Origin of the sequence: Xanthobacter sp. SG618 (assembly GCF_012932745.1) — a bacterium.
Taxonomy (GTDB): domain Bacteria; phylum Pseudomonadota; class Alphaproteobacteria; order Rhizobiales; family Xanthobacteraceae; genus Xanthobacter; species Xanthobacter flavus.
This window is the reverse complement of record NZ_JABBHL010000001.1, coordinates 324,069-348,785: the sequence shown is the minus strand read 5'-3', so window position 1 is coordinate 348,785 and position 24,717 is coordinate 324,069. Positions and strand designations below refer to the sequence as shown.

Here is a 24,717-nt window from a genome sequence, read left to right as displayed (position 1 = left end):
TTCCGGCTCCGCGTGCGCGGTCTTGCTGCGTGGCCCCTCCGGATCGATCCGTTATAGAGAGCCTGTGTGCCGCGCAAGGGAGCGGGTGCCGCATGCCGCTTCGGCATGCAGGCCTCCGCGCGGCAAGGGAGTGATCGCGAATGCCACAACGCCTGCGCAAGCTTGTCGGTACCGTCCTGATGCTGGTGCTGGTCGTGTTCTGGGCGCTGATGGCCATGGCGCTGGCGCAGGGCCGGGTAACCGAACTGCACTGGGCGTTGCAGACGGTGTGCTACGTGCTCCTTGGCAGCCTGTGGGTGCTGCCGGCCGCGCTCATCATTCGCTGGATGGAAAGACCGGATAAAAAGGCCTGATGGCACATCATATTGGCCGGATATCCTCATTCTTCACACGAGCTGTGATCGATGCGTGATCGAGTCCGGAACGCAAAAAAGCCCGGCTGGGGCCGGGCCTTTTCGGGCAATCGTTAGGGTGAGATCAGGCGGCGCCGGCGAGCCGTTCCGGCAGCAGGGGCGGTTCCATTTCCTGGGGCTCCAGGGAGGGCACGGCGAGGTGATCCTCGCTCTCCGGCGCCTCTTCCTCGGCCCGGCCGGAGGCAAGGCAGAGCATCACCACCCGGCCGAATTTCTTGTCCGCGAGAGCGTCGAACGTTTCGACGGCGGCTGTCGGCGGGGCATCGTCGGCATTGAGGCAGACGACAAGCGGATCAAGCCCGGCGATGCGCCGGCCGCCACGGGCAGCCGACAGGCTGGGGGCGGCGACCACCACATAGTCATAAGTCCGCTTGAGGGCTTCCAGCACCAAAGCGAGCCGTTCGGCGCCCACCACGGCGGAGCCGGACAGCACGTCCCGGCCGGGCGGGATCACGTGGGCCCGCGAGCGGGCGTCGCGATGGATGGTCTCGCCAAAGCCCGCGACCCCGAACAACAGCTCGCTCATTCCCGGCGCCCATGGGTCAGAAACGAGGGCGGCAAGGCTCTCGGCGCTGCCGTCCAATGCCACCAGAGCGACCCCGGCATCCTCGGACAGGCGACGGGCCAGGGAGACCGCGCAGGTGGCGGACGCCTCGGGCAAATCGTCGGAGGTGAGAAGAATCAGGCGCGCCTTGCCGCAGGGGGATGCCAGGTGCGCGGCCAGGCGGTCGACCGCCGCATCGGCATCGAGACCGGCGCCTTCGGGACCGCCGATCCAGGTGATGCGATGGCTGTCGTTCAGCTCAACTGGGAGAACGGCGCCATCCACCACGCCTTCCGCTTCGGCGGGGCGGTTGACCGTGCGCCGCGCGATGATGAGCAGGGCGGCCGCAGCCGCGAGCAGCCCGAGGGCGAGCGGGCCGGGAGGCTCGGGGATGAACGAGGCCCGTCCGGGTTCGCCCCGGCGCGGTGTCGGCAGCATGGAAGGTTCGTCCTGCCCCTCGCGCGTTGCGCGATCTAGGGAGAGGAAGGCGGAAACATAGGCGTCGGCCACCCGAACGGCGAGGCCGGGTGTCGCGGCGGAGACGGTGAGGCGCAGCGCACGCCCGCCCTGGGTCGGGGCGACTTCAAGATTTTCCATGAGGCGCCAGGCTGCGGCAACGCTGTCGGATCGCCCTTCGGTTCCTGCGCGGGTGATGCCCAGCCATCCCGTCAGCCCGCCGGCGGCGATGCGGCGCACGTCGTCGTCCGGCAATTGGCGCACGGCGTCATAGGCCAGTTCCCGGGAGCCCAGCATCTGCGCCACGCCGCGCATGGCGCCAGCGGGCGGCTGGGTGCCGACCTCAAAGGCGAGGGTGGTGGTGGCGGAAAAGCGCAGCGGCAGGAAACTGGCGAGCGCAATGAGCGCGAAGAGGATCCACGCGGCCTGCCAGATGCCCGGCCGCCACGCCAGCCGCGCACGCTGGAGCCCGACATCGGGACCCGCCGTGTCGGCCTGCGTCATTCCAAGGTGCGTCGTCTCCAGCTGAGACATGCGCGGCCCTCCCGCGACTCGGACGCAAGACGCGCCAGTCTCATCCAGAGAGCCAGATCATGGTTTATGGAGTGTAAATGCCGGTCACAGGCCGAGGCGCCGGCGTCGTTCTCCCCTGAGGCTGGGTGCGACGAACCCGACATCCGTAACGCCTTTGGCGATGGTGCGGGCCGAGAGGCCAAGCGACAAGGCGAGCATGACGGCCGCCCCGAGCGTCGGCAGGAGACCGGCGTGGCTGCAGAGTGCTGCAATCGCCGGGGCACGGCCGGGCGTCGCGCAGATCGGCTGCGCAAGCCGATCGAGGCCGGCGAACATGGCCGCGGAGTTGAGCAATGCGAGCATCGCCGCTGCGATTGCCAGTCCGTGCTGGCGCATCAGGACGAGATCGATCGCTTTTGCGAAGAGAACCACGGCCAGAAGGACGATGCCCGCGGCCAGCGCACAGGCCCCCGGCGTGGCCGGCAGTGACGATGCAAACAGGGCCGCGCTCGTAGGTGCGACGACAGCCAGAATCATCACGTTGAGCTTGAGCCCCTCGGGGAACTTGCAGGCGAAGACCCGCGCATTGGCCCGCTCGACCAGATCGATGAGGGCGCAGGCAATCAGTCCGCCGGTGAACCCGCCGAGATGCGCGCCCCAGTCGATTCCCCGCGTGCTTAACGACAAGGTTATGTTGAGGCCGATGTTGATGAGGAAGAAGCTCGCCGAAAGCTCGATTTTTCCGAGAATCCAGAGGCAGAACAGCGCTCCGAGCACCCCCGACACCGCTCCCGATGCTCCAACGGATAGATAGGGACCGTGGTGCGTGGCGAGGCTGACAAGCCCGCCCGCGAGCAGTGCGATGGTGTAGATCACCAAGAAATACGTGGCGCCCACCCGACGTTCGAGATGGCCGCCCCAAAGGGCAAGGCACAGCATGTTCGTGAAGAGATGCATGGGGTTCGCGTGGAGGAAGCCATGTGCGACCAGCCGCCAGTACTCGCTGCGAAGCAGTACCAAGGGATAGAGCGCCCCAGCCTGCCACAAGTCCCGCCCGCCCGGTGCCGCGGCACCGGTCCGAAGAGCCATCATGCCGAAGATGGCGATGTTCACGGTGATCAGCAGATAGGTGGCGGCGTGAGGCTGTTCGAAAAAGCCTTGCTTCTGCCCGTGCATATGGGCCCTCCGCTTTGGAACGTGCGTCGCCGAAGCGTAGCCGCAGCAGGTGTCTACCTGTCTTCCCACACGGCTGCACGCTTGGCGAGTACCGCCGAGATGCCTTCGTCCGCATCGCGGGCCAGCATGTTCTCCGCCATGACGCGGGAGGCGTAGGCGTAGGCATCGTCGAGGCCCATCTCGACCTGCGCATAGAAGGCGGCCTTGCCGAGCTTCACCGGCACCTGCGACTTGTCCGCGATCTTGCGGGCGAGGGCCTGCGCGCTTGCTAGCGCTTCGCCGGCCGGCACGACGCGGTTGACGAGGCCCATGCGCAAAGCGTCGTCCGCCTCGGTCCAGTCGCCGAGCAGCAGCATTTCCATGGCGTGCTTGCGCGAGAGGTTGCGCGACAGCGCCACCATGGGCGTGTGGCAGAACAGGCCGATATTGACGCCGGGCGTGCAGAACCGGGCCTTTTCGCCGGCGACGGCGAGGTCGCAGCTCGCCACCAACTGGCAACCGGCAGCCGTGGCCATGCCCTCGACGGCGGCGATCACCGGCTGGGGCAGGCGGACGATGGCCGTCATCAGCGTGGCGCAGCGCTTCAGCACATCCTCGAAATAGGTGCGGCCGCGGTCCGGGTCGGCACGATGGGACTGGATTTCCTTCAGGTCATGCCCGGCGGAATAGACCGGCCCCTCCGCCGCGAGCACCACGGCGCGGGCGGACGAATCTGCCGCCACCTCACCCAGCGCCGCCGTGAGCGCCGCCATCATCGCCTCGGAGAGGGAATTGCGCTGGGCCGGCCGCGACAGGGTGAGCGTCACCACGCCCGCATCATCTGAGCGGCTGACCGGGGCGGGGAGCGAGGCGTTCACGGCGGCAGTTGCGGGCACGGTGTTTCCCTTGGTGTTTCCGGATTTGACGTTCCGGCCGCTATCCTATTCACAAGCGGCGGCCGGCGCGAGCCGGGGCAGGGAAGGGGAACAGACGGGATGACTGTGGCGCGCGATGCGGTGATGACGGTGAAGGAGCTGGAGACCTTCCTCGCGGCCGAGTTCCCGCAGGCCTTCGGGCCGGGCCGCGCGCACCATGTGGAGCGCGTCGGGCTGAAAACCGCGACGGTGCGCCTCGATGCCGACGAGAGCCATCTGCGGCCGGGCGGCACCATCTCCGGGCCCGCCATGATGGCGCTGGCGGATGTAGCAGTTTATGTGGCGCTGCTCGCGCAGATCGGGCCGGTGGCGCTGGCCGTTACGACGAACCTCTCCATCAACTTCCTGCGCAAGCCCGCGCCGGGTCCGCTCTTCGGCGATGCCCGCATCATCAAGCTGGGCAAGCGCCTCGCTGTGGGCGAAGTGGGTATTCGTGGGCCGGGGGACGATGAACTGGTGGCCCATTGCGTCGCGACCTATTCGATCCCGGACCGGCCGAAGGCCTGATCGCCGCCAAGGCAATGCGAAAACGTATGAATTTTAGTGGTGTTATCGCACCATTTTTATAAACGACTGTTTTTGCTATAGTTTTTGCGCCATCGGTGCGTTGACGTGCGGGCGATGCTCCTCTAGAAGCACGCCATCGTCGGACGCCGCTCGGTCCTCATGGGCTGGGCCGTCCGACTTCTCATTCGGAACGAACCCATGAAGACGTATTCGGCCAAACCCGCCGAAATCGAGAAGAAGTGGGTGGTGATCGACGCCAGCGGCCTCGTTGTCGGCCGTCTCGCGACCATCATCGCCATGCGCCTGAAGGGCAAGCACCTGCCCATCTACACCCCCCACGTGGATTGCGGCGACAATGTCGTCGTGGTCAACGCCGAGAAGGCGGTGTTCACGGGCCGCAAGAAGGACCAGAAGGTCTACTACCATCACACCGGCTATGCGGGCGGCATCAAGGAGCGCACCGCGAAGTTCATTCTCGAGGGGCGCTTCCCGGAGCGCGTCATCGAGAAGGCGGTGGAGCGCATGCTCGCCCGCGGCCCGCTCGGCCGCAAGATCATGGGCAACCTGCGCGTCTACAAGGGCCCTGCCCACCCGCACGAGGCCCAGCAGCCGGTCGCCCTCGACGTGGCGGCTCTCAACCGCAAGAACGTGAGGAACTGACATGGCCGAGGTTCTCCAGTCCCTCGACGCTCTCGGCGCAGCGACCGTCTCGGCCCAGCCCGAAGCCCCCGTGCATGTCCAGAAGCTGGACAAGTTCGGCCGCGCCTATGCCACCGGCAAGCGCAAGGACGCCGTGGCCCGCGTGTGGGTTCGCCCCGGCACCGGCAAGATCACCGTCAATGACCGGGACATCGAGGTGTATTTCGCCCGTCCCGTGCTGCGCCTGATGATCAACCAGCCGTTCCAGGTCGCCGCTCGCGAAGGCCAGTACGACGTGGTCGCCACCGTTTCCGGCGGCGGTCTGTCCGGCCAGGCCGGCGCCCTGCGTCACGGCCTCTCCAAGGCGCTCACCTATTACGAGCCCGAGCTGCGCAGCCCCCTCAAGAAGGGCGGCTTCCTGACCCGCGACAGCCGCGTCGTCGAGCGCAAGAAGTACGGCCGCGCCAAGGCCCGCCGTTCGTTCCAGTTCTCGAAGCGCTGATCGCTTCAAGACACGGTTCGAGGATTTTCGAGAGCGGCGGGGCCAGTCCCCGCCGCTTTCTTTTTGGCCTTGCGGTCCAGCTCAGTCGAACCATTCGTCGTCGGGGTCGAAGGCCGGGATGGGAATGTTCAGGATCCGCATGCGGCCGATGGCGCGGTGCCGGCATCCGGGCTTGATGAAGATGGACGTGAGCGGCGAGACCGGCACGCGCGCGCCATCGAGCTCCATCTCCCCTTCGCCTTCGAGGATCACGTAAATCTCGGTCATGTGCTTGTGGTAGTGCACCCGCGCATCCTCGGTGATGTCGGTGAGGTGCACGGTCGCCAGCTTGTTGTCGTCCGTCCCGAATGCGCGGCGTGCGAAGCCGCAGGGGCAGGGCACGGCGGGAAGCTCGTCGAGGCGCGAGATCATGTAGTTGGGCCCGGCGGTCATGGGCGGCTCCCTGAAGCACATGCCGTGCGGCTTGAGTTGCCGCCGGAGGCTGCCGATGCAGCCTTCTGCCTCAGGGATACGTGGCGCCGTCCCTCGTCGTCAAACCCGGCGGCCGACGAGCCGCTCTGGCCGCGCAAACGGAAATGGCCGGGTTGAGGCCCGGCCATCGTCTCAAAAATCGCAATCCGCGTCAGAAGCTCGGAGTGTCGCCATCCAGCGGGCTCCACTGACCATTGTTGGTCGGGTCGCCGGGAGGGCCGGAGCCGTAGCCGCCGGTGAGGTCGGGCGGGAACACGTAGTCGTCGTTGCGATCGTCGCCGATCTTGACGTCGGGACGAATGGCAGGGCCGGGGCCGGGATCGAGATAATTGCCCTGGGGGATGACAGGCAGCTGGATGACGCGGGGCGTCACCACGATGCGCTGCTGGGAGCTCTGGGCCACCGCCTGGACGCCGGCCATGGCGATGAGCGCGAGCAACACGCCGCCCGCCAGCCCATTCGTCCCCAAGCTCATCTCTGCCATTGCAGCGCCCCGCATCCCGCCGGACCCCAAAATCTCCCGGCTGCCGCCTTGAAGCATGTTCGAGGCGGCGTGTGAAGGGGCTCGAACTGGGCTTGTGGCGCGCAGGGTCCGGCACCCCGTCGCATTGGCGAACAGCAGGGGACTCGGCTAGCTTCGCCGTAATGGGAGAGGCGGTGATGCGGACGATCAATTCCCTCAAACGGACGGTCTTGGCTGGCAGCCTCGCGCTCGCGGCCGTGTTTTCCACGAGCCTTCTGACGGCGCTGCCTGCGGCCGCTGTTCCGGCGCGGGTCATTCTCCTGCGGCACGGAGAGAAGGGCGGGCCGCTCCAGCTCTGCAGCATCGGCCAGGAGCGTGCCCGCGCCTTGGTGGATTACTACCTCGGAAAGAACGCCAAGAAGTCGCTCCTGCAGCCCGGGCAAGCGCCGACCGCGATCCTCGGCCTCTCGCTGCACACGCTGGAAACTATCTATCCGGTCGCCGATTCGTGGCAGCAACCGGTCATCTTCTATTCGGTGATGCCGGAGATGGTGGACGGCAAGCTCATCATCCGCCAGGACAAGCTCGCGGAGCGCAATCGGCAGGCTGTCCACGACGTGTTCACCAAGCCTGAATGGGCGGGCGGCACGCTCATCATGGACTGGGAGCATGACCATATCGCCCGCCGTCGCCTCGACATCGAGCTGACGCCGAAGCAGCGGGCGAAGATGCAGGAGAAGCATCCGGGCATGGTGATCCCGACCAAGGAGACCACCCTCTTCGACCTCATGGACCTCGCCGGCATCAAGGTGCCGGACGATTGGCCCGGCGACACCTACGACTATTTCTGGATCATCGATTTCGACCAGGAGAGCGAGCTGCCGTCCGCCTTCACCATGATCAAGCAGGAGTTCGGCCCGCCCTATGAGAACCTGCCCCAGAACGATTGGGGCACGCCCGAGAACATTTCCGCGTCCGCCGGCTGCACCAAGTGAAGCCGGCGGATTGCACGCTCGCGCCCCGACAGGCTGTGTGAACCGCGACAGCCCTGTCGCCTTCGAGCCAAGCCGGGCGTCGGCTTGTCGTCGTCGGAAGGTCCTACTTCTTGACCTTCCGCAGCATCATCTCGATGGCAGTGACGGATTCCGACACGTTGAGCCAGTTCTCCGCCTGCTCGTCGTTCTTGAACTCCCGCCCGAGATTGATGGGTTCGTCGTGTCCTTCCACGTGAAGAAAACACGCCCATTTGCCGCTCGGCAGTTGCTCGACCGTGACCTTGTGGTCGGACATGCTGTGTCCTCGCCTTATCCTTGTTGCTTCAGGGGCTACGGCCAAAACAGGCAGGCCGTGACCCGGAGCGCACGATGCAATCGTCCTGCCATGCGGGAGCGGCCATCCGCCTGACCCCATGCCCTTCCGCGACACCCACGGGCAAATGCCGGCTGGATGCCGTTGCAAGCCTGGCGCATAAGGGGTTCTCTCAAGGTAGGTTGGAGTGGGTTCTGTGGCAGGGAGAGTCCATCCGGACGGGATCATGGAACGACCCCACGAGAGGCGTCAGGACCGGCCCCCGATCCGGGACGGCAGCGAAACGTTCGGCCCCGTACTTCAGCTGGCGCTGCGGTTCGGCACGCTGGCATTGCTGTTCGGCTGGTGCTTCACCATCGTCCAGCCGTTCCTGACCTCCATTCTCTGGGGGCTCATCATCGCCATCGCCTCCCACCCGCTGTTCATCCGCCTGTGCGCGGCGCTCAACGGACGGACGGCGACGGCGGCGACGCTTTTCGTGGTTCTGGCGCTGACACTGCTGGTGCTGCCGGCGATGCTGCTGGCCGATACCCTCGTCAACAGCCTGAAGCTTCTGGCTCACCACATGGCCGACGGCACGCTACGCCTGCCGCCCCCGCCGGACGCCGTCCGCGGCTGGTTTTTGGTCGGGGAACCGCTCTACAGCTTCTGGATGCTCGCCTCGACCAACCTTGACCAGGCGATCAGCTCGGTCGCGTCCGAGCTGACATGGGCCGGCAAGTGGATGCTGGGGTCGGCGACCGGCGTGCTGCTCGGGATACTCGAATTCGTCGTCGCCATCTTCGTGGCCGCGGTCCTGATGGCCAATGCGACCAGCGGCCAGCGCATCGCCGGCGATGTGGTTACCCGCCTCGCCGGCTCGGGAGGGCTGGGCTACGCCGACCTCGCGGTGCGCACCATCCGGAGTGTCAGCAAGGGCATCATCGGCGTCGCGCTGATCCAGTCGCTCCTGGCGGGGCTCGGATTCCTCGCTGCGGACATTCCGGCGGCGGGCCTGTTGGCCCTGCTCTGCCTCATCATCGCCATCGTGCAGCTGCCGCTGGCCATCGTCCTGGTACCGGTGGCGATCTATGCCTTCACCCTGCTCGATCCGATGCCCGCGGTGATCTTCGCCGTGTGGTGCGCCGGCGTCTCGCTCATCGAGCACGTTCTGCGTCCCATCATGCTCGGGCGGGGCGTGGACGTGCCCATGCTGGTGGTCTTCATCGGCGCGATCGGCGGGCTTCTGTCCTCCGGGGTATTGGGCCTGTTCGTCGGCCCGGTGGTGCTGGCGCTGGGCTACACGCTCATCCTGCACTGGCTGGAAGCGGAACCCGCGCGCGCCCTCGATGTGGAGGAGCGCCGGACCGAGAGGCCCGCGGCGGAATAAAAATCGCGAAATTTTGATTCCGGCTAATAACGCGATGCCTTTGATGGTATAGCTAAGGCCTAGGTAAGGCCGATGGACAAGGTTCTCAGACACCTCTCCTCTGGCCGTCTGCTCCGGTTTGTCACGAGTGCACTGATCCTCGCCATTGTGGGGATGCAGTCCTTTGCATTGTGGCGCTCCTATCAGGAAACCTGGCGCGACGGCGAGCGCTATACGGCGAACACAATCTCTGTGCTCGCGGGAGCGATAGAGCGCGACTTCCTTCTGGTTGAATCGAGCCTGACCGGGTTGGCTGAGGCGCTGCGCGAGTCCACGTTGATGGAGCTTCCTGCGGGGCTGCGTCAACGCGTGCTGTTTCGTCGAGCGGGTGATGCCAATGACTTCGGCGTCATGCTGGTGCTGGACGCGCAGGGCAATGTCCTCTTCGACGATGCTGAAGATGACCTGAGTGCACGCAACTTCGCCGATCGAGACTACTTCCGCGTGCATCAGGAGAGCTCGAACGCCGGAGTCTATGTCAGCCGGCCGTTCGTCTCCCGGCTCGCGAGCGCGGCCCCCGCAATCGGGATCAGCCAAAGGCTGAATGCCCCGGACGGCTCATTCGCCGGCGTCGCGGTCGCCTCCATTCGCCTGATCTATTTTCGACAGCTGTTTGAGCGGGTGAAGCTGCCGCCGGGTGGGATCATCCGCCTGACCCTGTCCGACGGCACCGTCGTTCTGCGCTATCCCTCCACGGACGGAAGGGGCAATGTGGGGGACAGCGTTCCCCCCGATCCAAGCCCCCCGGAGAGGGCAGGTACTGCTGATGGCTGGTGGGTGGAAACATCCCGGCTCGATGGCGAACGGCGTTTCCTGCGGACCGCCTATGTCGGGGGATACCCGTTGTCGGTGACAGTGGGTCTTTCCGAGCGCAGGCAGTTCGGAGGCTGGTATCTGCGTGCGGCCATCACCCTTGCGCTCACAGTAACCGTGTCTCTCCTGCTCGCACTGACGGTCTCGGCGCTCGCCACCTCGCTGCGCCGCAGCCGGGAGATGGAGCGCCAGCTGGAACGCATGGCGATCACAGATTCTCTCACCGGCCTGCCCAACCGGCGGGCGCTCGATCTGACGCTGGACGTGGAAATGCAGCGTTCCCGGCGGGAGCGGCGTGAGCTGGCGGTGCTGATGATCGACATCGATCACTTCAAGCGGGTGAACGACACGTATGGCCACGCGGTGGGAGACGCCGTGCTCGCCGAGGTGGCCCACCGGGTCCAGCGCGCGGCATGCCGGCCGGGGGATTTCGTCTGCCGCTATGGCGGGGAGGAATTTGTCGTCGTCCTGCCGGAGACGCCGGCGGCGGGGGCGGAACTGGTGGGCGAGCGCATTCGGGCGGGCGTCGCCGCGACCGCCGTCATGACCCATGGTTTGGCCATCGAAATCACGGTCAGCGTCGGCATCGCCGTCCAGAGGGCGGACGATGGACCCGGGGAGTTGATCGCTCGGAGCGATACGGCCCTCTATACGGCGAAGCGGGCCGGGAGAAACCGCGTGGCGCGGCTTGAGACGTTTGCCGCCTGAGGTCCGTCTGGCCCGTCAGTCTTCCGCGCCAAGTCCCCGCCGCGCCCGCTCTAGCTCCGCCGCATAGCGCTTAAGGACGTGGGATTCGCCCAAGAGGCCCAGCAGATGGCGATTGTCGCGGTCGTCCACCACCGCGAGGTCCTCGGCCTTTGCGGCATCGAAGGCGAGGGCCGCTTCCTTGACGTTCATTGCAGGCAGCAGCACGTGGTCGCGCTGTGTTGCGAGCACGGACACCGCCGTCTCGCCCGGCTCCAGGCTGGCATAGGCCTCGGACAGGCGGAGCAGCCCGCCATAGCCGCCGGCCGCGTCCACCAGCACGACGATACGGGTCGAGCCCAGCGCGTAGCGGGCCCGCAGGGCATCCAGTGTGCCGTCCTGCGGGAAGGTGGGGAAGTCGGTGCGCATCATCTTGGCGACCGTCAAATCGCGCATCCAGCCCACGTCCTGCGCGCCGCGGATGGTCTCGCCGCGCAGGTGCAGGCGCCAGGTGGAGAAGGAGTAGCCGAAGGTTTCCCGAACCGTCAGGGAGGTGACGACCGCCGCCGCCATCACGAAGCCGGAGAGGGAGATGTCCCGCGTCATCTCCAGCACGAGGAAGCTCATGGTGAGCGGCCCGCCGATGACGCCCACCGCCAACGCGCCCATGCCCACAACCGCAGCAACCGATGGATCGAGGTGGAAGCCCGGGAAGGCGATGGCCAGAAGCCCGCCATAGAGCTTGCCCATCAGCGCGCCGAGGAACAGCGAGGCGAAGAAGAGGCCGCCGCGAAAGCCGGAGCCGATTGAGAGGGCGGAGGCGAGAATCTTCAGGCCGAACACGATGGCGACGGAGGCCGTCACCGCGCTGCCCACCTGGGTATGAAGCGCGCCATGGCCATCGGAGAGCACCTGCGGGCTGTAGAGTGCCAGCGCACCGATGCCGATGCCGGCCACCATGGGCCGCAGTGGCGCGGGAATGCGGCTCATGCCGAACAGCGTCTCCACCGTCGTCACGAGGCGCATGATGACGATGGCGACCGCCGCCGCGGCGAGGCCGAGGAACAGGATGGGGAGAATGTCCACCGGCCCGAGGTTCGGGTCGAGCGGCATGTGCAGCGGCTCCACATGGGCACCGAGCAGCCGCGCGGTCATCACCGCCGACACCGTTCCGGCGAGCACCGGGGCCGCCGCGGGAATGGAATAAGAGCCGATGACAATCTCGAAGCCGTAGAAGGCGCCCATCAGCGGCGCATCGAACGCCGCGCCTATGCCCGCCGCCGCGCCCGCGCCGACGAGGATGCGCAGGTCATTGCGCCGGAGCTTGAAGGTCAGTCCCAGCCGGGAGGCGATGCCCGAGCCGATCTGCGAATAGCCGGCCTCAAGCCCGAGCGACGCGCCGAAGCCGTTGGACACCATGGTCTGCAGGGCGACGATGATGCTGTCCGTGAGGGACATCCGCCCGCCATGCAGCGCATTCGCCTCGATGGGATCGACGAAAGGGTGCCGGCGCCAGCGTTTCAGCGCCAGTGCGATCACGCCCATCGCCGCGCCGCCCACAACGGGAACGAGGATCAGCCAGGGTGAGGCGAGGGCAGGGGAGGAGGACAGGCGCTCGCCCGGTGCCAGCCAGTAGAGCACCTCGTGCATCCACTGGGTAGTGGCGCTCATGATGCTGGCCGCAACTCCGGCCAGCACGCCCATGATCGCGGCGATGAGGACGAGCGAGGTCTCCCGTGCCCGGACGATGGACTGCGCCTGATCGACGAGGCGCCGGAGCGCCGCCCGCTCGGCGGGGGCCGGTGCGCGCCCGGTCTCGGGGGAGGGCGCGTCCATGCCTCAGCCGAACGTATTGGTGCGGGGGAACCCCTTGGGCGGCAAACGGCCCGCCGAGGCGCGTTCGCCCTGCCATTCGATGAGATCGGTCACCGTCCAGGTCCGGCCAGAGGTATCCTCCCAAGTCAGGCCGGTGGCCATCGGGAACACCTTGAGGTCGCTGAGGCCCCCGTCCTTGTAGCGCTGGAGGCGCACGCCGCGGCCGCGCGACATTTCGGGGATCTGGTTCAGCGGGAACACCAGCATCTTGCGGTTCTCGCCGATCACCGCCACCCAGTCGCCATCGACGAAACGCACCGCAAGCGCGGCGTCCGGCGGGTCGGTGACGAGCACCTGCTTGCCCTTGCGGGTATTGGCGAGGCAGTCGTCCTCCGGCACCACGAAGCCGCGGCCCTGCTTCGACGCCACCAGGAGCTTGCGGCCGGCCTGGTAGGCGAAGACGGAGACGATCTCCGCCTCCTGCTCCAGGTCGATCATCAGGCGCACGGGCTCGCCGTGGCCACGACCGCCGGGGAGCTTGGAGGCGTCCAGCGTGTAGAAGCGGCCGTTGGAGGCGAACACCATGACCTTGGAGGTGGTCTCCGCGAAAAAGGCGTGGCCGTGGCTGTCGTCGCCCTTGAACTGGAGGTTCGAGACATCCGCCACATGGCCCTTCAGCGCGCGGATCCAGCCCTTTGCGGAGACGACGACGGTGATGGGCTCGCGCTCCACCAGCGCCTCGGTGAAGGCGTCCTCGTGCACGGTCGGCGCGGCGGCGAAGGTGGTGCGGCGCCGGCCGAGCGCGGTCTCGGGGCCATAGGTCTTGCGGGTCTCGCGGATTTCCTTGGAAATCGCCTTCCACTGGGCCGTCTCGGAGGAGACGAGGCGGTTGAGCCCGTCTTGCTCCTTGGAAAGGGCGTCGTGCTCCTTGCGGATTTCCATCTCTTCCAGGCGGCGCAGGGAGCGCAGTCGCATGTTGAGGATGGCTTCCGCCTGCACGTCCGTCAGCTCGAAGGTCTGCATCAGCGAGACCTTCGGCTCGTCCTCCTCGCGGATGATGCGGATCACCTCGTCGAGGTTGAGATAGGCGATGAGGTAGCCGCCCAGCACCTCGAGCCGGTGGGCGATCTGGTCGAGCCGGTAGCGCGAGCGCCGCAGCAGCACGTCGCGGCGGTGGTCCAGCCACTCGCGCAGCGCCTCGGCCAGCGACAGCACCTTGGGGATCTGGCCCTTGACGAGCACGTTCATGTTGAGCGGGATGCGTGCCTCAAGCTCGGTGAGCTTGAACAGGCTCTCCATCAGCACCTCGGCATCCACGGTCCGGGTGCGCGGCTCCAGCACCAGGCGGATGTCCTCGGCGCTCTCGTCGCGGACGTCGGCGAGCAGCGGCAGCTTCTTGTCTGTGAGCAGCTCGGCGATCTTCTCCACGAGGCGGGACTTGGCGACGCCGTAGGGGATCTCCGTCACCACCACCACATAGCCGCCCCGGCCGGTGTCCTCCTTCTCCCAGCGCGCACGGACGCGGAACGAACCGCGGCCCGTCGCATAGGCCTCCGCCACGCCGACCGGATCCTCCACCAGCACGCCGCCGGTGGGGAAGTCCGGGCCGGGCACGAACTTCAGCAGATCGAAGGCGAGCGCTTCCGGATGGTCGATGAGGTGGAGCGCGGCGTCCAGCAGCTCCGCCGCATTGTGGGGCGGGATGGAGGTCGCCATGCCCACGGCGATGCCCTGCGAGCCGTTCGCCAGCAGGTTCGGGAAGGCGGCGGGCAGAACTGCCGGCTCTTCTTCCGATCCGTCATAGGTCGGGCGGAAATCCACCGCGTCCTCGTCGATGCCATCCAGCAGCAACCGGGCGGTCTCGGTGAGGCGGGCCTCCGTGTATCGCATGGCGGCGGCGTTATCGCCGTCGACATTGCCGAAATTGCCCTGGCCATCCACCAGCGGATACCGCTGGGCGAAGTCCTGGGCGAGGCGCACCAGCGCGTCATAGACCGACTGGTCGCCGTGCGGGTGGAACTTGCCGATCACGTCGCCGACCACGCGGGCGGACTTCTTGAAGCCCTGCCCGGGATCGAGCCGCAACTGCCGCATGGCGTGGAGGATGCGCCGGTGGACAGGCTTCAATCCGTCGCGCGCGTCGGGCAGCGCGCGGTGCATGATGGTCGAGAGAGCATAGGCGAGGTAGCGCTCTTCCAGCGCCTCCTTCAGCGTGACTTTCTCGATGTTCCCGTCGCCGGGCGGAAGTGTGCGGGTGGCCATGCCCCGCAGTACCTCGCGCGCAAGCGCGCGACAAGCCCGCGCCACCGGCCCGGCCGCCTCCGGTCCCCCGCGTTCCGCTGCCTTCCGAGCCGCGATCTCGCCGCAAGACTGAACGGATCGTCAAGTCTGGGGCATGCCGCTGCGTCATACGGCACGAATGTACCGGAGAAGGCCACAATCTGCGGCGAAGCACACGCTTAAGATGTCACTCCCGGAACAAAATCCCGCCCCTGCGACGTTTCAGCATTGATCTGCGAGCGCTTCTCTACGTTCGCATCAAGAGGAGAAGGGTCCATGAAGGTTGCAACTCTTGCGGCGGGGGGAGTCGTTGCGTTGGCGCTTCTTGGTGCGGCGCCTTCTGCATCGGCGGGATCACTTGCCGGCAGCGCGGGAAGTTTTGCCGGTGCCGTCCATGAACAGGCGAAGGTCGAGGATGTGCGCTGGGTGCGGCGCTGCTGGCAGGTGCGCCGTTGGTGGAACGGGCGCCCGCATTGGGTGACGCGCTGCCGCAACGTCTGGGTCGCGCCCCGTTACAATCGCTGGTGATCGGCGCTTCGCCGCCACGATGCGATGAACGCCGCGCGGGCTTCTGAAAAGCCCAGCCCGCGCGGCTCCAGCGCCCGCACCAGCAGGAAATGCCCGGTGATCGCCAGCGCCGATTCCACATCATCCATGGCGGGTGGTGCGCCGGTCCGGAGAAAGGGCGGCAGAGGAAACAGGCGATCCTTGTAGGGCGCCCCGGCTTCGCGGCACACCGCCCGTCCGCTCTTCGGAGAGACATAGATGAGATCATCGCGCTGGCCGGTCGCAGCGCACGTCTCCAATTCCAATCCGAATCCCAGCTCCGACAGCATGGCCAGCTCGAACCGCGCGACCAGCATGCCGGCGGAGTCTGCCTCCCCAAACGCATCGAGAATGGCCCCGAGGGTGACGAACAGCTCCTCGTGGGGATCGCGCTCCGGCAGCAGGTGCAGCAGCTGCGCCATATGGGTGAAGCCGAAAGCCGCGTGGGGGGCTTCCATCAGGAGCCCGGCACGGACCACCGAAGCTTCCAGCGCATAATTGCCCATGTGCTCATCGAGTCGGGCGCGCCACGTGGCGCTCACCGAATTGCCGGGCTGGAGGACGGGCGCCAGCCGGCGCGAGCCACCGCCGCGCACCATGCCGAGATGGCGGCCCCGCTGGCGCGTCAACAATTCGACGATGGCATTGCCTTCGCCGTGCCGCCTGACCCCAAGCACGATGCCCTCGTCCGTCCACTCCAACGACTTCCGCTCCCGTGTGGTGCTTCCTCCCCCAGTTGATGCGCGGATGGCGCCGGGTGCAACTCCAGCGCTCCGAAGCGTCAGCCTTAACAGGGCGGAAACCTAAAAACGGCAGGATGCGCCCATGCAAAGCCGCTCGCGCCTCCAGACCATCCTTGCGACGCTCGCCCTCCATGTGGGGGCTGCGGCGCTCATTGGCTATTTCGCCTATCATGCCTATATCGGCGATCACGGCCTCCTCGCCCGTCGCAATTACGAGCAGGAGATGAAGGCGCTCGAATCCGACCTCGCCGCACTCAAGGCGCAGCGGCAGGCGATGGAGAACAAGGTGTCTCTTCTCGCCCCTAGCCAGCTCGATCCGGACTTGCTGGACGAGGAGGCGCGGCGGCAGTTGAACTTCATAAACACCAAGGATCTTGTGCTGCTACGCACCAAATGAACTATAAAGTGGTTCATACACCATTTGAACCATATTCGAGTTCAATCCTTGATCCACAAGAGTTTGCAACGTGTTGCGTTGCAGCATCGAAAATTTCCCGCTTTCAGGCGGCTCGGCTGTGCGTTAGAGAGGCGCAGTTCCAGAGCTTCCTGAGGATGCCGATGGCCGCCAAGAAGACTTCCCCCCGGACCGCCGTGCCGTCCGGCCCGGTACCCTTCACCAAGGATCAGGACCTCGAAGCCTATCGCGAGATGCTGCTCATCCGCCGCTTCGAGGAGAAGGCCGGCCAGATGTACGGCATGGGCCTCATCGGCGGCTTCTGCCACCTCTATATCGGCCAGGAAGCGGTCGTCGTCGGCATGCAGATGGCGATGAAGCCGGGCGACCAGGTCATCACCGGCTACCGTGACCACGGGCACATGCTGTCCACCGGCATGGACGCCAAGGGCGTTATGGCCGAGCTGACGGGCCGCCGCGGCGGCCTCTCCAAGGGCAAGGGCGGCTCGATGCACATGTTCAGCATCGAGAAGCAGTTCTTCGGCGGCCACGGCATCGTCGGCGCGCAGGTGTCGCTCGGCACCGGCCTCGCCTTCGCGGACCGCTACCGGGAGAACGGCAACGTCTCCGTCACCTATTTCGGCGACGGTGCGGCCAACCAGGGCCAGGTCTACGAGAGCTTCAACATGGCCGAGCTGTGGAAGCTGCCGGTCGTGTATGTGATCGAGAACAACAAGTACGCCATGGGCACCGCGGTCTCCCGCGCCTCCGCCCAGCAGGACTTCTCCAAGCGCGGCACCTCCTTCAATATTCCCGGCGAGCAGGTGGATGGCATGGACGTGCAGGCGGTGAAGGCCGCCGGCGAGCGGGCCCTGGCCTTCGCCCGCGAGGGCAACGGCCCCTACATCCTCGAGATGCAGACCTACCGTTATCGCGGCCACTCCATGTCGGACCCGGCGAAGTACCGGTCCAAGGAGGAGGTCCAGAAGATGCGCACCGAGCATGATCCCATCGAGCAGGTGCGCACCCGTCTCCTCGACGGCCACAAGGTGACCGAGGACGATCTGAAGAAGATCGACGCCGACGTCCGCGAGATCGTCAATGCGGCGGCGGATTTCGCCAGCAGCGATCCGGAGCCGGATGTCGCCGAGCTCTACACGGACATCCTGCGCTGAGGCCCGGCCCGTGGCCGAACTCTTCCATGTAATCGCCGGGGCGGCGCTCATCGCCGCCATCGGTGCCTGGGTCGTCGCGGTGCGCGGCGGCCGCGCCGCCCTCGCCGCCGAGCGGGCGACCGGGCGCCCCGTGGGCGTGGGGAGCTACCTCCTGCTCGCCTTCTGGCCGTTCGCCGTCGGCCGCTCCGGCGCCGCCGAGGATGTGGACCGGGTGCGCTCCGGCAAGGCGGCCATCGCCTTCTTCGTTTCCCTGACCGTCGCGATCGCGGCCATCTCCGCCTACACCAACCTCACCTTCAAGCGCGATCATGCGGCCCCGGCCGGCGCCACGCCGTCCGTCCCCGCTCCCGCGCCGAGCAAGAGCTGACAGCCATGGCCATCGAAGTCCTCATGCCGGCCCTGTCTCCCACCATGGAGAAGGGCAACCTCACCAAGTGGGTGAAAAAGGAAGGTGACACGGTCAAGTCCGGCGACGTGCTCGCCGAGATCGAGACCGACAAGGCCACCATGGAGGTGGAGGCCGTCGACGAGGGCATCCTCGGCAAGATCCTGGTGCCGGAAGGCGCGCAGGACGTGGCGGTGAACACGCCCATCGCCACCATCCTGGCCGACGGTGAGGATGCGAATGCCGCGCCCGCCCCCGCGGCCAAGGCCGCTGAGAGCGCGCCGTCCCCGGTCGCCGCTGCGGCGCCTGTCACCCCTGTCTCTCCGGCCCCCTCGGCTGTTGCGGCCCCGCCGCAGGTAACCGTGCAGCCCGATCCGGAAGTGCCTGCCGGCACCGAGTTCGTCACCCAGACTGTCCGCGAGGCCCTGCGCGACGCCATGGCCGAGGAGATGCGCCGCGACGGCGATGTCTTCGTCATGGGCGAGGAAGTGGCCGAGTATCAGGGTGCCTACAAGATCACCCAGGGCCTGCTGCAGGAATTTGGCGCCCGCCGCGTGATCGATACCCCGATCACCGAGCACGGCTTTGCCGGTGTCGGCGTCGGCGCCGCCATGGCGGGACTGAAGCCCATCGTGGAGTTCATGACCTTCAACTTCGCCATGCAGGCGATCGACCAGATCATCAACTCCGCCGCCAAGACGCTCTATATGTCCGGCGGTCAGGTCCACTGCTCCATCGTGTTCCGCGGCCCCAACGGCGCTGCCGCCCGCGTCGCCGCCCAGCACAGCCAGGACTACACTGCCTGGTATTCCAACGTGCCAGGCCTCAAGGTCATCGCGCCTTATTCGGCGGCTGACGCCAAGGGCCTGCTCAAGGCCGCCATCCGCGACCCCAACCCGATCATCTTCCTCGAGAACGAGATCCTCTACGGTCACTCGTTCGAGGTGCCGAAGCTCGACGATTACGTGCTGCCCATCGGCAAGGCGCGGATCGCGCGGTCGGGCAAGGACGTGACGATCGTCTCCTTCTCCATCGGCATGACCTATGCGCTCAAGGCCGCCGAGGAACTGGCGAAGCAGGGCATCGAGGCGGAGGTCATCGACCTGCGCACCATCCGCCCCATGGACGTGGAGGCCATCGTTACCTCGGTGAAGAAGACCGGCCGCTGCGTCACGGTGGAAGAGGGCTGGCCGCAGTCGGGCATCGGCGCTGAGATCGCCGCCCAGCTCATGGACAAGGCCTTTGATTTCCTTGACGCTCCGGTCCTGCGCGTCACCGGCAAGGATGTGCCGATGCCGTATGCCGCCAACCTCGAAAAGCTTGCGCTGCCGTCGGTTGCGGAGGTGATCGAGGCGGTCAAGGCGGTGACCTACAAATGACCGCCGGAAAGCGGTCGGAAACCGCTCCGACCACCTATTACGACCTCGATCACGTGGCGCGCCACGTGCAGCAGGGACAGCACCGCGAAGTCATCGGCGGCCTCTGGGAAGAGGTCGGCCGGCTGCAGCGGGATTTCCTTGTGAAGCAGGGGCTTAAGCCGCACCACCGGCTGGTGGACATCGGCTGCGGCAGCCTGCGCGGCGGGGTCAAGTTCGTCGCCTATCTCGATGCCGACCGGTACTACGGTATCGACCTCAGCGGCGATCTGCTGGAGGCCGGATACGCCCAGGAGATCGTCCCGGCGGGGCTCGATGCCAAGCTGCCGCGCGACCACCTGAGTGTGTCTGACAGCTTCGATATCGGTGGGTTCGGTGTGCAGTTTGACATGGGAATCGCCCAGTCAGTCTTCAGTCACCTGCCGATGCCGTATCTGGTCGACTGCCTCGCCCGGGTCGCCCCCCATTTCGTGCCCGGAGGTATCTTCTTCGTGACCTGCTTCCTCGTGCCCGACCGCAAGTTCGGGCAGCAGGTGAAGCAGGGCAAGGGTGGGGTGGTGACGTTCCCGGACAAGGACCCGTACCACTATACCCAGGCACAGCTTTCCACGGCGCTCGCCGGCGATCCCAATTGGGAGATGAAGATCATCGGCGACTGGTCCCATCCCCGCCAGCAGCAGATGCTCGCCTTCGTCCGGCGTCGCTGAGGGTTTTTGCTTTTTTCGAAAGGCCAAGAAGATGCCCATCGAAATCCTGATGCCGGCCCTGTCTCCCACCATGGAGAAGGGCAACCTCGCCAAGTGGCTCAAGAAGGAAGGCGACACGGTCAAGTCCGGCGACGTGCTGGCCGAGATCGAGACCGACAAGGCCACCATGGAAGTCGAGTCCATCGACGAAGGTGTGCTCGCCAAGATCCTCGTGCCGGAAGGCTCGCAGGACGTGCCGGTGAACCAGCTCATCGCCATCCTCGCCGCCGAGGGTGAGGACGTGGCGACCGCTGCCGCCGGCAAGGGCGCTCCGGCCCCGGCCGCTGCTCCCGCGCCTGCCGCGGCTGCTCCTGCTGCGAGCCCGGCTCCTGCGGCCGCTCCCGCCCCTGCGGCGGCGGCGCCGGCTCCGGCATCGAACGGGCAGGGTGGGCGTGTGTTCGCCTCGCCGCTCGCCCGCCGGATCGCCAAGGACAAGGGCATCGACCTCGCCAGCCTGTCGGGTTCCGGCCCGCACGGCCGCATCGTCGCCCGCGACCTCGAAGGCGCCCAGCCCGGCGCGAAGCCGGCGGCGGCGCCCGCTCAGGCGGCTGCTGTGGCTCCGGCCCCTGCGGCTGCGGGTCCCGCCCCCAAGGCGACGGCCGCGCTCACCGGTCCCACGGCGGATCAGGTGAAGGCCATGTTCGAGGCCGGCACCTACGAGGAAGTGCAGCTCGACGGCATGCGCAAGACCATCGCGCGCCGTCTGGTGGAGAGCGAGCAGCTCACCCCGCACTTCTACCTGACGGTGGATTGCGACCTCGACGACCTCATGGCCCTGCGCGAGCAGGTCAATGCCAATGCGTCGAAGGACAAGGACGGCAAGCCGTCCTACCGCGTCTCGGTCAACGACTTCATCATCAAGGCGCTGGCGCTCGCGCTCCAGAAGGTGCCGGCGGCCAACGCCGTGTGGGCCGAGGACCGCATCCTGCGCATGAAGCATTCGGACGTGGGCGTCGCGGTCGCCATCGATGGTGGCCTCTATGCGCCCATCGTGAAGAAGGCCGAGCAGAAGACCCTCTCCACCATCTCCAACGAGATGCGTGATCTGGCCGCCCGCGCCCGCACCAAGAAGCTCAAGCCGGAGGAATATTCCGGCGGCTCCACCTCCGTGTCGAACCTCGGCATGATGGGGATGCGCAACTTCACCGCGATCATCAACGCGCCGCAGTCCTCCATCCTCGCGGTGGGCGCTTCGGAGCAGCGGGCGGTGGTGAAGGGCGGCGAGGTGAAGGTCGTCACCCAGATGACCGTCACCATGACCTGCGACCACCGGGTGATGGACGGCGCGCTCGGCGCAGAACTCCTCAGCGCGTTCAAGGGCTTCATCGAGAAGCCCATGGCGATGCTGGTCTGAGGTCGCAGCTGACGCGACTTCGCCGGCGCGAGGCCAGCGCCTCCGCCGGCGGGACCGGGCTGCGGCAGATCAAATCCTGCCGCAGCGGAGCAGTGTAGCTGCGGGGCAGCGGCGCCCGCGCCGTTCGACCCGAGAAAGGAACAACAATGAGCCACACGCCGCACGAGCTCGCCGCCGACTTCCCGGAATATGCCGAGAAGATCCAGGCCCTGAAGCTCTCAGACGCTCATTTCGCCAAGCTCCACGAGGCCTATCACGAGGTGAACCGGAAGGTGCACCGGGCCGAGACCGACGTGGAGCCCACCGGCGACGAAGAGATGGAAGCCATGCGCCGCGAGCGCATGCGCCTCAAGGATGAGCTTTACGCCATCCTCGCCAAGTGAGGCTCGCCAAGTGAGGTGATGACGGGGCTGGATTCCCGCCCCGGTGCAGCCTGACCCCTCTCCCGCCCGCGGGGGAGGGATCGAACGGGGAACGGAAGGACACGCCCACCCGATGAAGCTCTATCTCGCCGGCCCGGAGGTGTTCCTCGACGATGCGCGCGAGATCGGCCGGCGCAAGGTGGAGCTGTGCGCCCGCCACGGTTTCACGGGCCTGTTTCCCCTCGATGGCGAGATCGCCCTCGATGCGGCGGGCGGGGTTTCCGCCTCCGCGATCTTCGCCGCCAATGTGAGCATGATGCGGACCGCCGACGCGGTGCTCGCCAACCTCACGCCGTTTCGCGGCATCAGCGCCGATCCCGGCACCGCCTTCGAGGTGGGATTCGCCTTCGCCCTCGGCAAGCCGGTGGCGGCCTATTCCAATCATCCCGGCGAGCTGAAGCACCGCGCCCGCGCCACTATCGGTCCCGCGCCGGAGGGGCCGGACAGCCTCATGGCGGACGGCCTCCATGTTGAGGACTTCGGCCATTTCGACAATCTCATGCTGGCCGAGGCGCTGCATGCCTTCTGCCTGCCGGTAATCCAGGCCGAAGCTCCGGCCGAGGATCCCTTCCGCGACCTTTCCCTGTTCGAGGAGGCGCTTTTGCGCCTCGCCGAAGCCCACGCTGGCGGCCGCCTCGGGACGCCCCGATCCCCATCACGACCAGAGCCCGCCGCAACAGCGCGCGGCGAGGAGACCTTCCATGGCTGATACCTACGACATCATCGTCATCGGCGGCGGGCCGGGCGGCTATGTGGCCGCCATCCGCGCGGCGCAGCTCGGCTTCAAGACCGCGGTGGTGGAGAAGAGCCACCTCGGCGGCATCTGCCTGAACTGGGGCTGCATCCCCACCAAGGCGCTGCTGCGCTCCGCCGAGATCTACCACTACATGGAGCACGCCAAGGATTACGGTCTCTCCGCCGAGAAGATCGGCTTCGATGCGGCTGCCGTGGTCAAGCGCTCGCGCGGCGTCTCCTCCCAGCTCGCCACCGGCGTGGGCTTCCTGCTCAACAAGAACAAGGTGGACGTGATCTGGGGCAAGGCCGCCTTCACCGCCCCTGGCAAGCTGAAGGTCGAGGCGGCGCAGAACCCGCCCAAGAATGCCAAGGGCGGCGGCGACTACACCGCCAAGCACATCATCGTCGCCACCGGCGCCCGCCCGCGCGCCCTGCCCGGTCTTGAGCCCGACAAGAAGCTGATCTGGACCTATTTCGAGGCCATGGTGCCGGAAAAGATGCCCAAGAGCCTGCTGGTCATGGGCTCCGGCGCCATCGGCATCGAGTTCGCCTCCTTCTACCGCACCATGGGCGTGGACGTGACCGTGGTTGAGGTGCTGCCGCAGATCCTCCCCGTGGAGGACGAGGAAATCGCCGCCATCGCCCGCAAGCGCTTCGAGAAGCAGGGCATGAAGATCATGTCCGGCGCCAAGGTCACGGGCGTGACCAAGCACGCGGACAGTCTCACGGCGCATATCGAGGATGCGAAGGGCACCAAGCACGACATCACCGTGGACCGGATGATCTCGGCCGTGGGCGTGGTGGGCAATGTGGAGGGCCTCGGGCTCGAGGCCATCGGCGTGAAGATCGAGCGCGGCATCGTGGTGACCGACGGCCTCGGCCGCACCAACGTGCCCGGCGTCTATGCCATCGGCGACATCGCCGGCCCACCCATGCTGGCGCACAAGGCCGAGCATGAAGGCGTGATCTGCGTGGAGACCATCAAGGGCCTCCACACCCACCCCATGGACAAGAACAAGATCCCCGGCTGCACCTATTGCACGCCGCAGATCGCCTCCGTGGGCCTCACCGAGAAAAAGGCGAAGGAAGCCGGCCGCGAGATCAAGGTCGGCCGCTTCCCCTTCATCGGCAATGGCAAGGCCATCGCCCTCGGCGAGCCGGACGGCCTCGTGAAGACCATCTTCGACGCCAAGACCGGCGAGTTGCTGGGCGCCCACATGGTGGGTGCGGAAGTGACCGAACTGATCCAGGGCTTCGTGGTGGCCATGAATCTGGAGACCACCGAGGAAGACCTGATCCACGCCGTCTTCCCGCACCCGACCCTGTCCGAAATGATGCACGAGAGCGTCATGGCGGCCTACGGGCGCGCGATCCACGTGTGAGGTTGGGCGGCGCGGATCGGCTGCGTGGTGACCCCTCTCCCGCTTGCGGGGGAGGGCGGGATAAGGCAGAAGTCATTGCAACCTCACCTTGCGAGAAGTTGCTATGGCAGAAGAGCGCTTTGAAGAATCGAAGACCCGATCTGCCGTGAGGCGCATGCTTGAAAATTCCTCCGCCGAGGAGAGGGAAAATCTCAGGCTGTGGTCAAAGGCGATTATTGAGATATACAAATCAGACGCATCTGCCTTTCAAAAATCTAAAAAGGCAATGACTGTCACCTATTCATCTAAGACTATTCTTCCATTACTGAGGGCTCTGGGATCTTATGCGCGGCGTCATGCCTGGGATGGCCGCGGGCCGGCGATGAAGCTGGGTCTAGGTGGGGCAGCCGCTGGTGTGTTGTTTTTTGGCTTCCAGGGTGCCGGGATCGCCGCATTTGGCACCGCCGTTGGCGTGCCATTATTCTTTCTCACTGGTGCTGTCTTTGCCGTTGCCGGTGTCGTTTGGCAAGAAATCGCGGGCAAGGACGGGACGGGGAAGTAGAGCCGGATCAAG

Annotated in this window: 27 protein-coding genes; 18 read left to right on the top strand and 9 right to left on the bottom strand. The window is 66.5% G+C overall.

Features of this window, described 5'->3' with window-relative positions:
- The first annotated feature begins 140 nt into the window (after positions 1-140).
- Positions 141-353, top strand: coding sequence for a DUF2842 domain-containing protein (locus tag FHT36_RS01715; RefSeq protein ID WP_169120575.1), 213 nt, complete (start codon positions 141-143; stop codon positions 351-353).
- A gap of 124 nt (positions 354-477) precedes the next feature.
- Here the strand turns inward: FHT36_RS01715 and FHT36_RS01710 are convergent, their stop codons facing one another.
- The 3 genes from FHT36_RS01710 to FHT36_RS01700 all read right to left on the bottom strand — a co-directional run bounded on the left by FHT36_RS01710 (position 478) and on the right by FHT36_RS01700 (position 3,977).
- On the bottom strand, positions 478-1,947 hold the full coding sequence (locus FHT36_RS01710) for a hypothetical protein (protein ID WP_169120573.1): 1,470 nt from the start codon (positions 1,945-1,947) through the stop codon (positions 478-480).
- Between the two features lie 84 nt (positions 1,948-2,031).
- On the bottom strand, positions 2,032-3,102 hold the full coding sequence (locus tag FHT36_RS01705) for a rhomboid family intramembrane serine protease (RefSeq protein WP_169120571.1): 1,071 nt from the start codon (positions 3,100-3,102) through the stop codon (positions 2,032-2,034).
- 53 nt (positions 3,103-3,155) lie between these two features.
- Positions 3,156-3,977: an enoyl-CoA hydratase gene (locus tag FHT36_RS01700; RefSeq protein WP_169120569.1), complete on the bottom strand. Its 822-nt coding sequence runs from the start codon at positions 3,975-3,977 to the stop codon at positions 3,156-3,158.
- A gap of 105 nt (positions 3,978-4,082) precedes the next feature.
- On the opposite strand from FHT36_RS01700, the gene FHT36_RS01695 reads away from it, so the two are divergent.
- From FHT36_RS01695 to rpsI, 3 genes are all read left to right on the top strand, one after another.
- Positions 4,083-4,523, top strand: a complete 441-nt coding sequence (locus tag FHT36_RS01695) for a PaaI family thioesterase (RefSeq protein ID WP_407077056.1) — start codon at positions 4,083-4,085, stop codon at positions 4,521-4,523.
- A 198-nt stretch (positions 4,524-4,721) separates the two neighbouring features.
- Positions 4,722-5,183 (top strand): 50S ribosomal protein L13, encoded by a 462-nt coding sequence (rplM, locus tag FHT36_RS01690; protein WP_168457757.1) that lies wholly within the window; start codon positions 4,722-4,724, stop codon positions 5,181-5,183.
- A 1-nt stretch (position 5,184) separates the two neighbouring features.
- Positions 5,185-5,664 (top strand): 30S ribosomal protein S9, encoded by a 480-nt coding sequence (rpsI, locus tag FHT36_RS01685; RefSeq protein ID WP_038193505.1) that lies wholly within the window; start codon positions 5,185-5,187, stop codon positions 5,662-5,664.
- Between the two features lie 81 nt (positions 5,665-5,745).
- Here rpsI and FHT36_RS01680 read toward each other — a convergent pair whose 3' ends face one another.
- Together FHT36_RS01680 and FHT36_RS01675 are read right to left on the bottom strand one after the other, a co-directional pair.
- Positions 5,746-6,096 carry a cupin domain-containing protein gene (locus tag FHT36_RS01680; RefSeq protein WP_169120567.1) on the bottom strand — a complete coding sequence of 117 codons (351 nt, stop codon included), beginning with the start codon at positions 6,094-6,096 and terminating at the stop codon, positions 5,746-5,748.
- A gap of 190 nt (positions 6,097-6,286) precedes the next feature.
- Complete coding sequence (locus tag FHT36_RS01675) at positions 6,287-6,610, bottom strand: hypothetical protein (protein WP_169120565.1); 324 nt, start codon at positions 6,608-6,610, stop codon at positions 6,287-6,289.
- Between the two features lie 185 nt (positions 6,611-6,795).
- Here FHT36_RS01675 and FHT36_RS01670 point away from each other — a divergent pair, with 185 nt between their 5' ends.
- On the top strand, positions 6,796-7,593 hold the full coding sequence (locus FHT36_RS01670) for a hypothetical protein (protein WP_169120563.1): 798 nt from the start codon (positions 6,796-6,798) through the stop codon (positions 7,591-7,593).
- A 103-nt stretch (positions 7,594-7,696) separates the two neighbouring features.
- On the opposite strand, the gene FHT36_RS01665 is transcribed toward FHT36_RS01670, so the two are convergent.
- On the bottom strand, positions 7,697-7,888 hold the full coding sequence (locus FHT36_RS01665) for a hypothetical protein (protein ID WP_024279109.1): 192 nt from the start codon (positions 7,886-7,888) through the stop codon (positions 7,697-7,699).
- 244 nt (positions 7,889-8,132) lie between these two features.
- Here FHT36_RS01665 and FHT36_RS01660 point away from each other — a divergent pair, with 244 nt between their 5' ends.
- Both FHT36_RS01660 and FHT36_RS01655 read left to right on the top strand, forming a co-directional pair.
- Entirely contained in the window at positions 8,133-9,275 is a 1,143-nt protein-coding gene (locus FHT36_RS01660) for an AI-2E family transporter (RefSeq protein WP_169120561.1), read from the top strand.
- 72 nt (positions 9,276-9,347) lie between these two features.
- The gene (locus FHT36_RS01655) at positions 9,348-10,835 is read left to right on the top strand and encodes a sensor domain-containing diguanylate cyclase (RefSeq protein ID WP_169120559.1); all 1,488 of its coding nucleotides are present in this window, start codon (positions 9,348-9,350) and stop codon (positions 10,833-10,835) included.
- Between the two features lie 15 nt (positions 10,836-10,850).
- Here FHT36_RS01655 and FHT36_RS01650 read toward each other — a convergent pair whose 3' ends face one another.
- Positions 10,851-12,647 carry a chloride channel protein gene (locus FHT36_RS01650; RefSeq protein ID WP_169120550.1) on the bottom strand — a complete coding sequence of 599 codons (1,797 nt, stop codon included), beginning with the start codon at positions 12,645-12,647 and terminating at the stop codon, positions 10,851-10,853.
- A gap of 3 nt (positions 12,648-12,650) precedes the next feature.
- Entirely contained in the window at positions 12,651-14,888 is a 2,238-nt protein-coding gene (gene parC / locus FHT36_RS01645; RefSeq protein ID WP_169120548.1) for a DNA topoisomerase IV subunit A, read from the bottom strand.
- Between the two features lie 294 nt (positions 14,889-15,182).
- Here parC and FHT36_RS01640 point away from each other — a divergent pair, with 294 nt between their 5' ends.
- Positions 15,183-15,434 (top strand): hypothetical protein, encoded by a 252-nt coding sequence (locus FHT36_RS01640; RefSeq protein WP_169120546.1) that lies wholly within the window; start codon positions 15,183-15,185, stop codon positions 15,432-15,434.
- Here FHT36_RS01640 and recO read toward each other — a convergent pair.
- Positions 15,419-16,153: a DNA repair protein RecO gene (recO, locus tag FHT36_RS01635; RefSeq protein WP_169120544.1), complete on the bottom strand. Its 735-nt coding sequence runs from the start codon at positions 16,151-16,153 to the stop codon at positions 15,419-15,421. The genes FHT36_RS01640 and recO overlap by 16 nt on opposite strands.
- Before the next feature lie 124 nt (positions 16,154-16,277).
- Here recO and FHT36_RS01630 point away from each other — a divergent pair, with 124 nt between their 5' ends.
- The 10 genes from FHT36_RS01630 (at position 16,278) to FHT36_RS01585 (ending at position 24,705) form a co-directional block, all read left to right on the top strand.
- Positions 16,278-16,592, top strand: coding sequence for a septum formation initiator family protein (locus tag FHT36_RS01630; RefSeq protein WP_169120542.1), 315 nt, complete (start codon positions 16,278-16,280; stop codon positions 16,590-16,592).
- 155 nt (positions 16,593-16,747) lie between these two features.
- Positions 16,748-17,764 (top strand): pyruvate dehydrogenase (acetyl-transferring) E1 component subunit alpha, encoded by a 1,017-nt coding sequence (gene pdhA, locus FHT36_RS01625; protein ID WP_371745092.1) that lies wholly within the window; start codon positions 16,748-16,750, stop codon positions 17,762-17,764.
- A 10-nt stretch (positions 17,765-17,774) separates the two neighbouring features.
- Entirely contained in the window at positions 17,775-18,131 is a 357-nt protein-coding gene (locus FHT36_RS01620; protein ID WP_169120538.1) for a hypothetical protein, read from the top strand.
- Between the two features lie 5 nt (positions 18,132-18,136).
- The gene (locus FHT36_RS01615; protein WP_169120536.1) at positions 18,137-19,528 is read left to right on the top strand and encodes a pyruvate dehydrogenase complex E1 component subunit beta; all 1,392 of its coding nucleotides are present in this window, start codon (positions 18,137-18,139) and stop codon (positions 19,526-19,528) included.
- Positions 19,525-20,232 carry a class I SAM-dependent methyltransferase gene (locus tag FHT36_RS01610; RefSeq protein WP_169120534.1) on the top strand — a complete coding sequence of 236 codons (708 nt, stop codon included), beginning with the start codon at positions 19,525-19,527 and terminating at the stop codon, positions 20,230-20,232. The genes FHT36_RS01615 and FHT36_RS01610 overlap by 4 nt, the downstream gene beginning before the upstream one ends.
- 31 nt (positions 20,233-20,263) lie before the next feature.
- Complete coding sequence (locus FHT36_RS01605; protein ID WP_169120532.1) at positions 20,264-21,625, top strand: pyruvate dehydrogenase complex dihydrolipoamide acetyltransferase; 1,362 nt, start codon at positions 20,264-20,266, stop codon at positions 21,623-21,625.
- 146 nt (positions 21,626-21,771) lie between these two features.
- Positions 21,772-22,008, top strand: coding sequence for a YdcH family protein (locus FHT36_RS01600; RefSeq protein ID WP_169120530.1), 237 nt, complete (start codon positions 21,772-21,774; stop codon positions 22,006-22,008).
- 112 nt (positions 22,009-22,120) lie between these two features.
- Positions 22,121-22,756: a nucleoside 2-deoxyribosyltransferase gene (locus FHT36_RS01595; RefSeq protein WP_169120528.1), complete on the top strand. Its 636-nt coding sequence runs from the start codon at positions 22,121-22,123 to the stop codon at positions 22,754-22,756.
- On the top strand, positions 22,749-24,164 hold the full coding sequence (gene lpdA / locus FHT36_RS01590; RefSeq protein WP_169120526.1) for a dihydrolipoyl dehydrogenase: 1,416 nt from the start codon (positions 22,749-22,751) through the stop codon (positions 24,162-24,164). Before FHT36_RS01595 ends, lpdA begins: the two co-directional genes overlap by 8 nt.
- A 103-nt stretch (positions 24,165-24,267) precedes the next feature.
- A complete protein-coding gene (locus FHT36_RS01585) occupies positions 24,268-24,705 on the top strand; it encodes a hypothetical protein (protein ID WP_169120524.1) in 438 nt (145 codons plus the stop codon).
- Positions 24,706-24,717 lie beyond the last annotated feature (12 nt).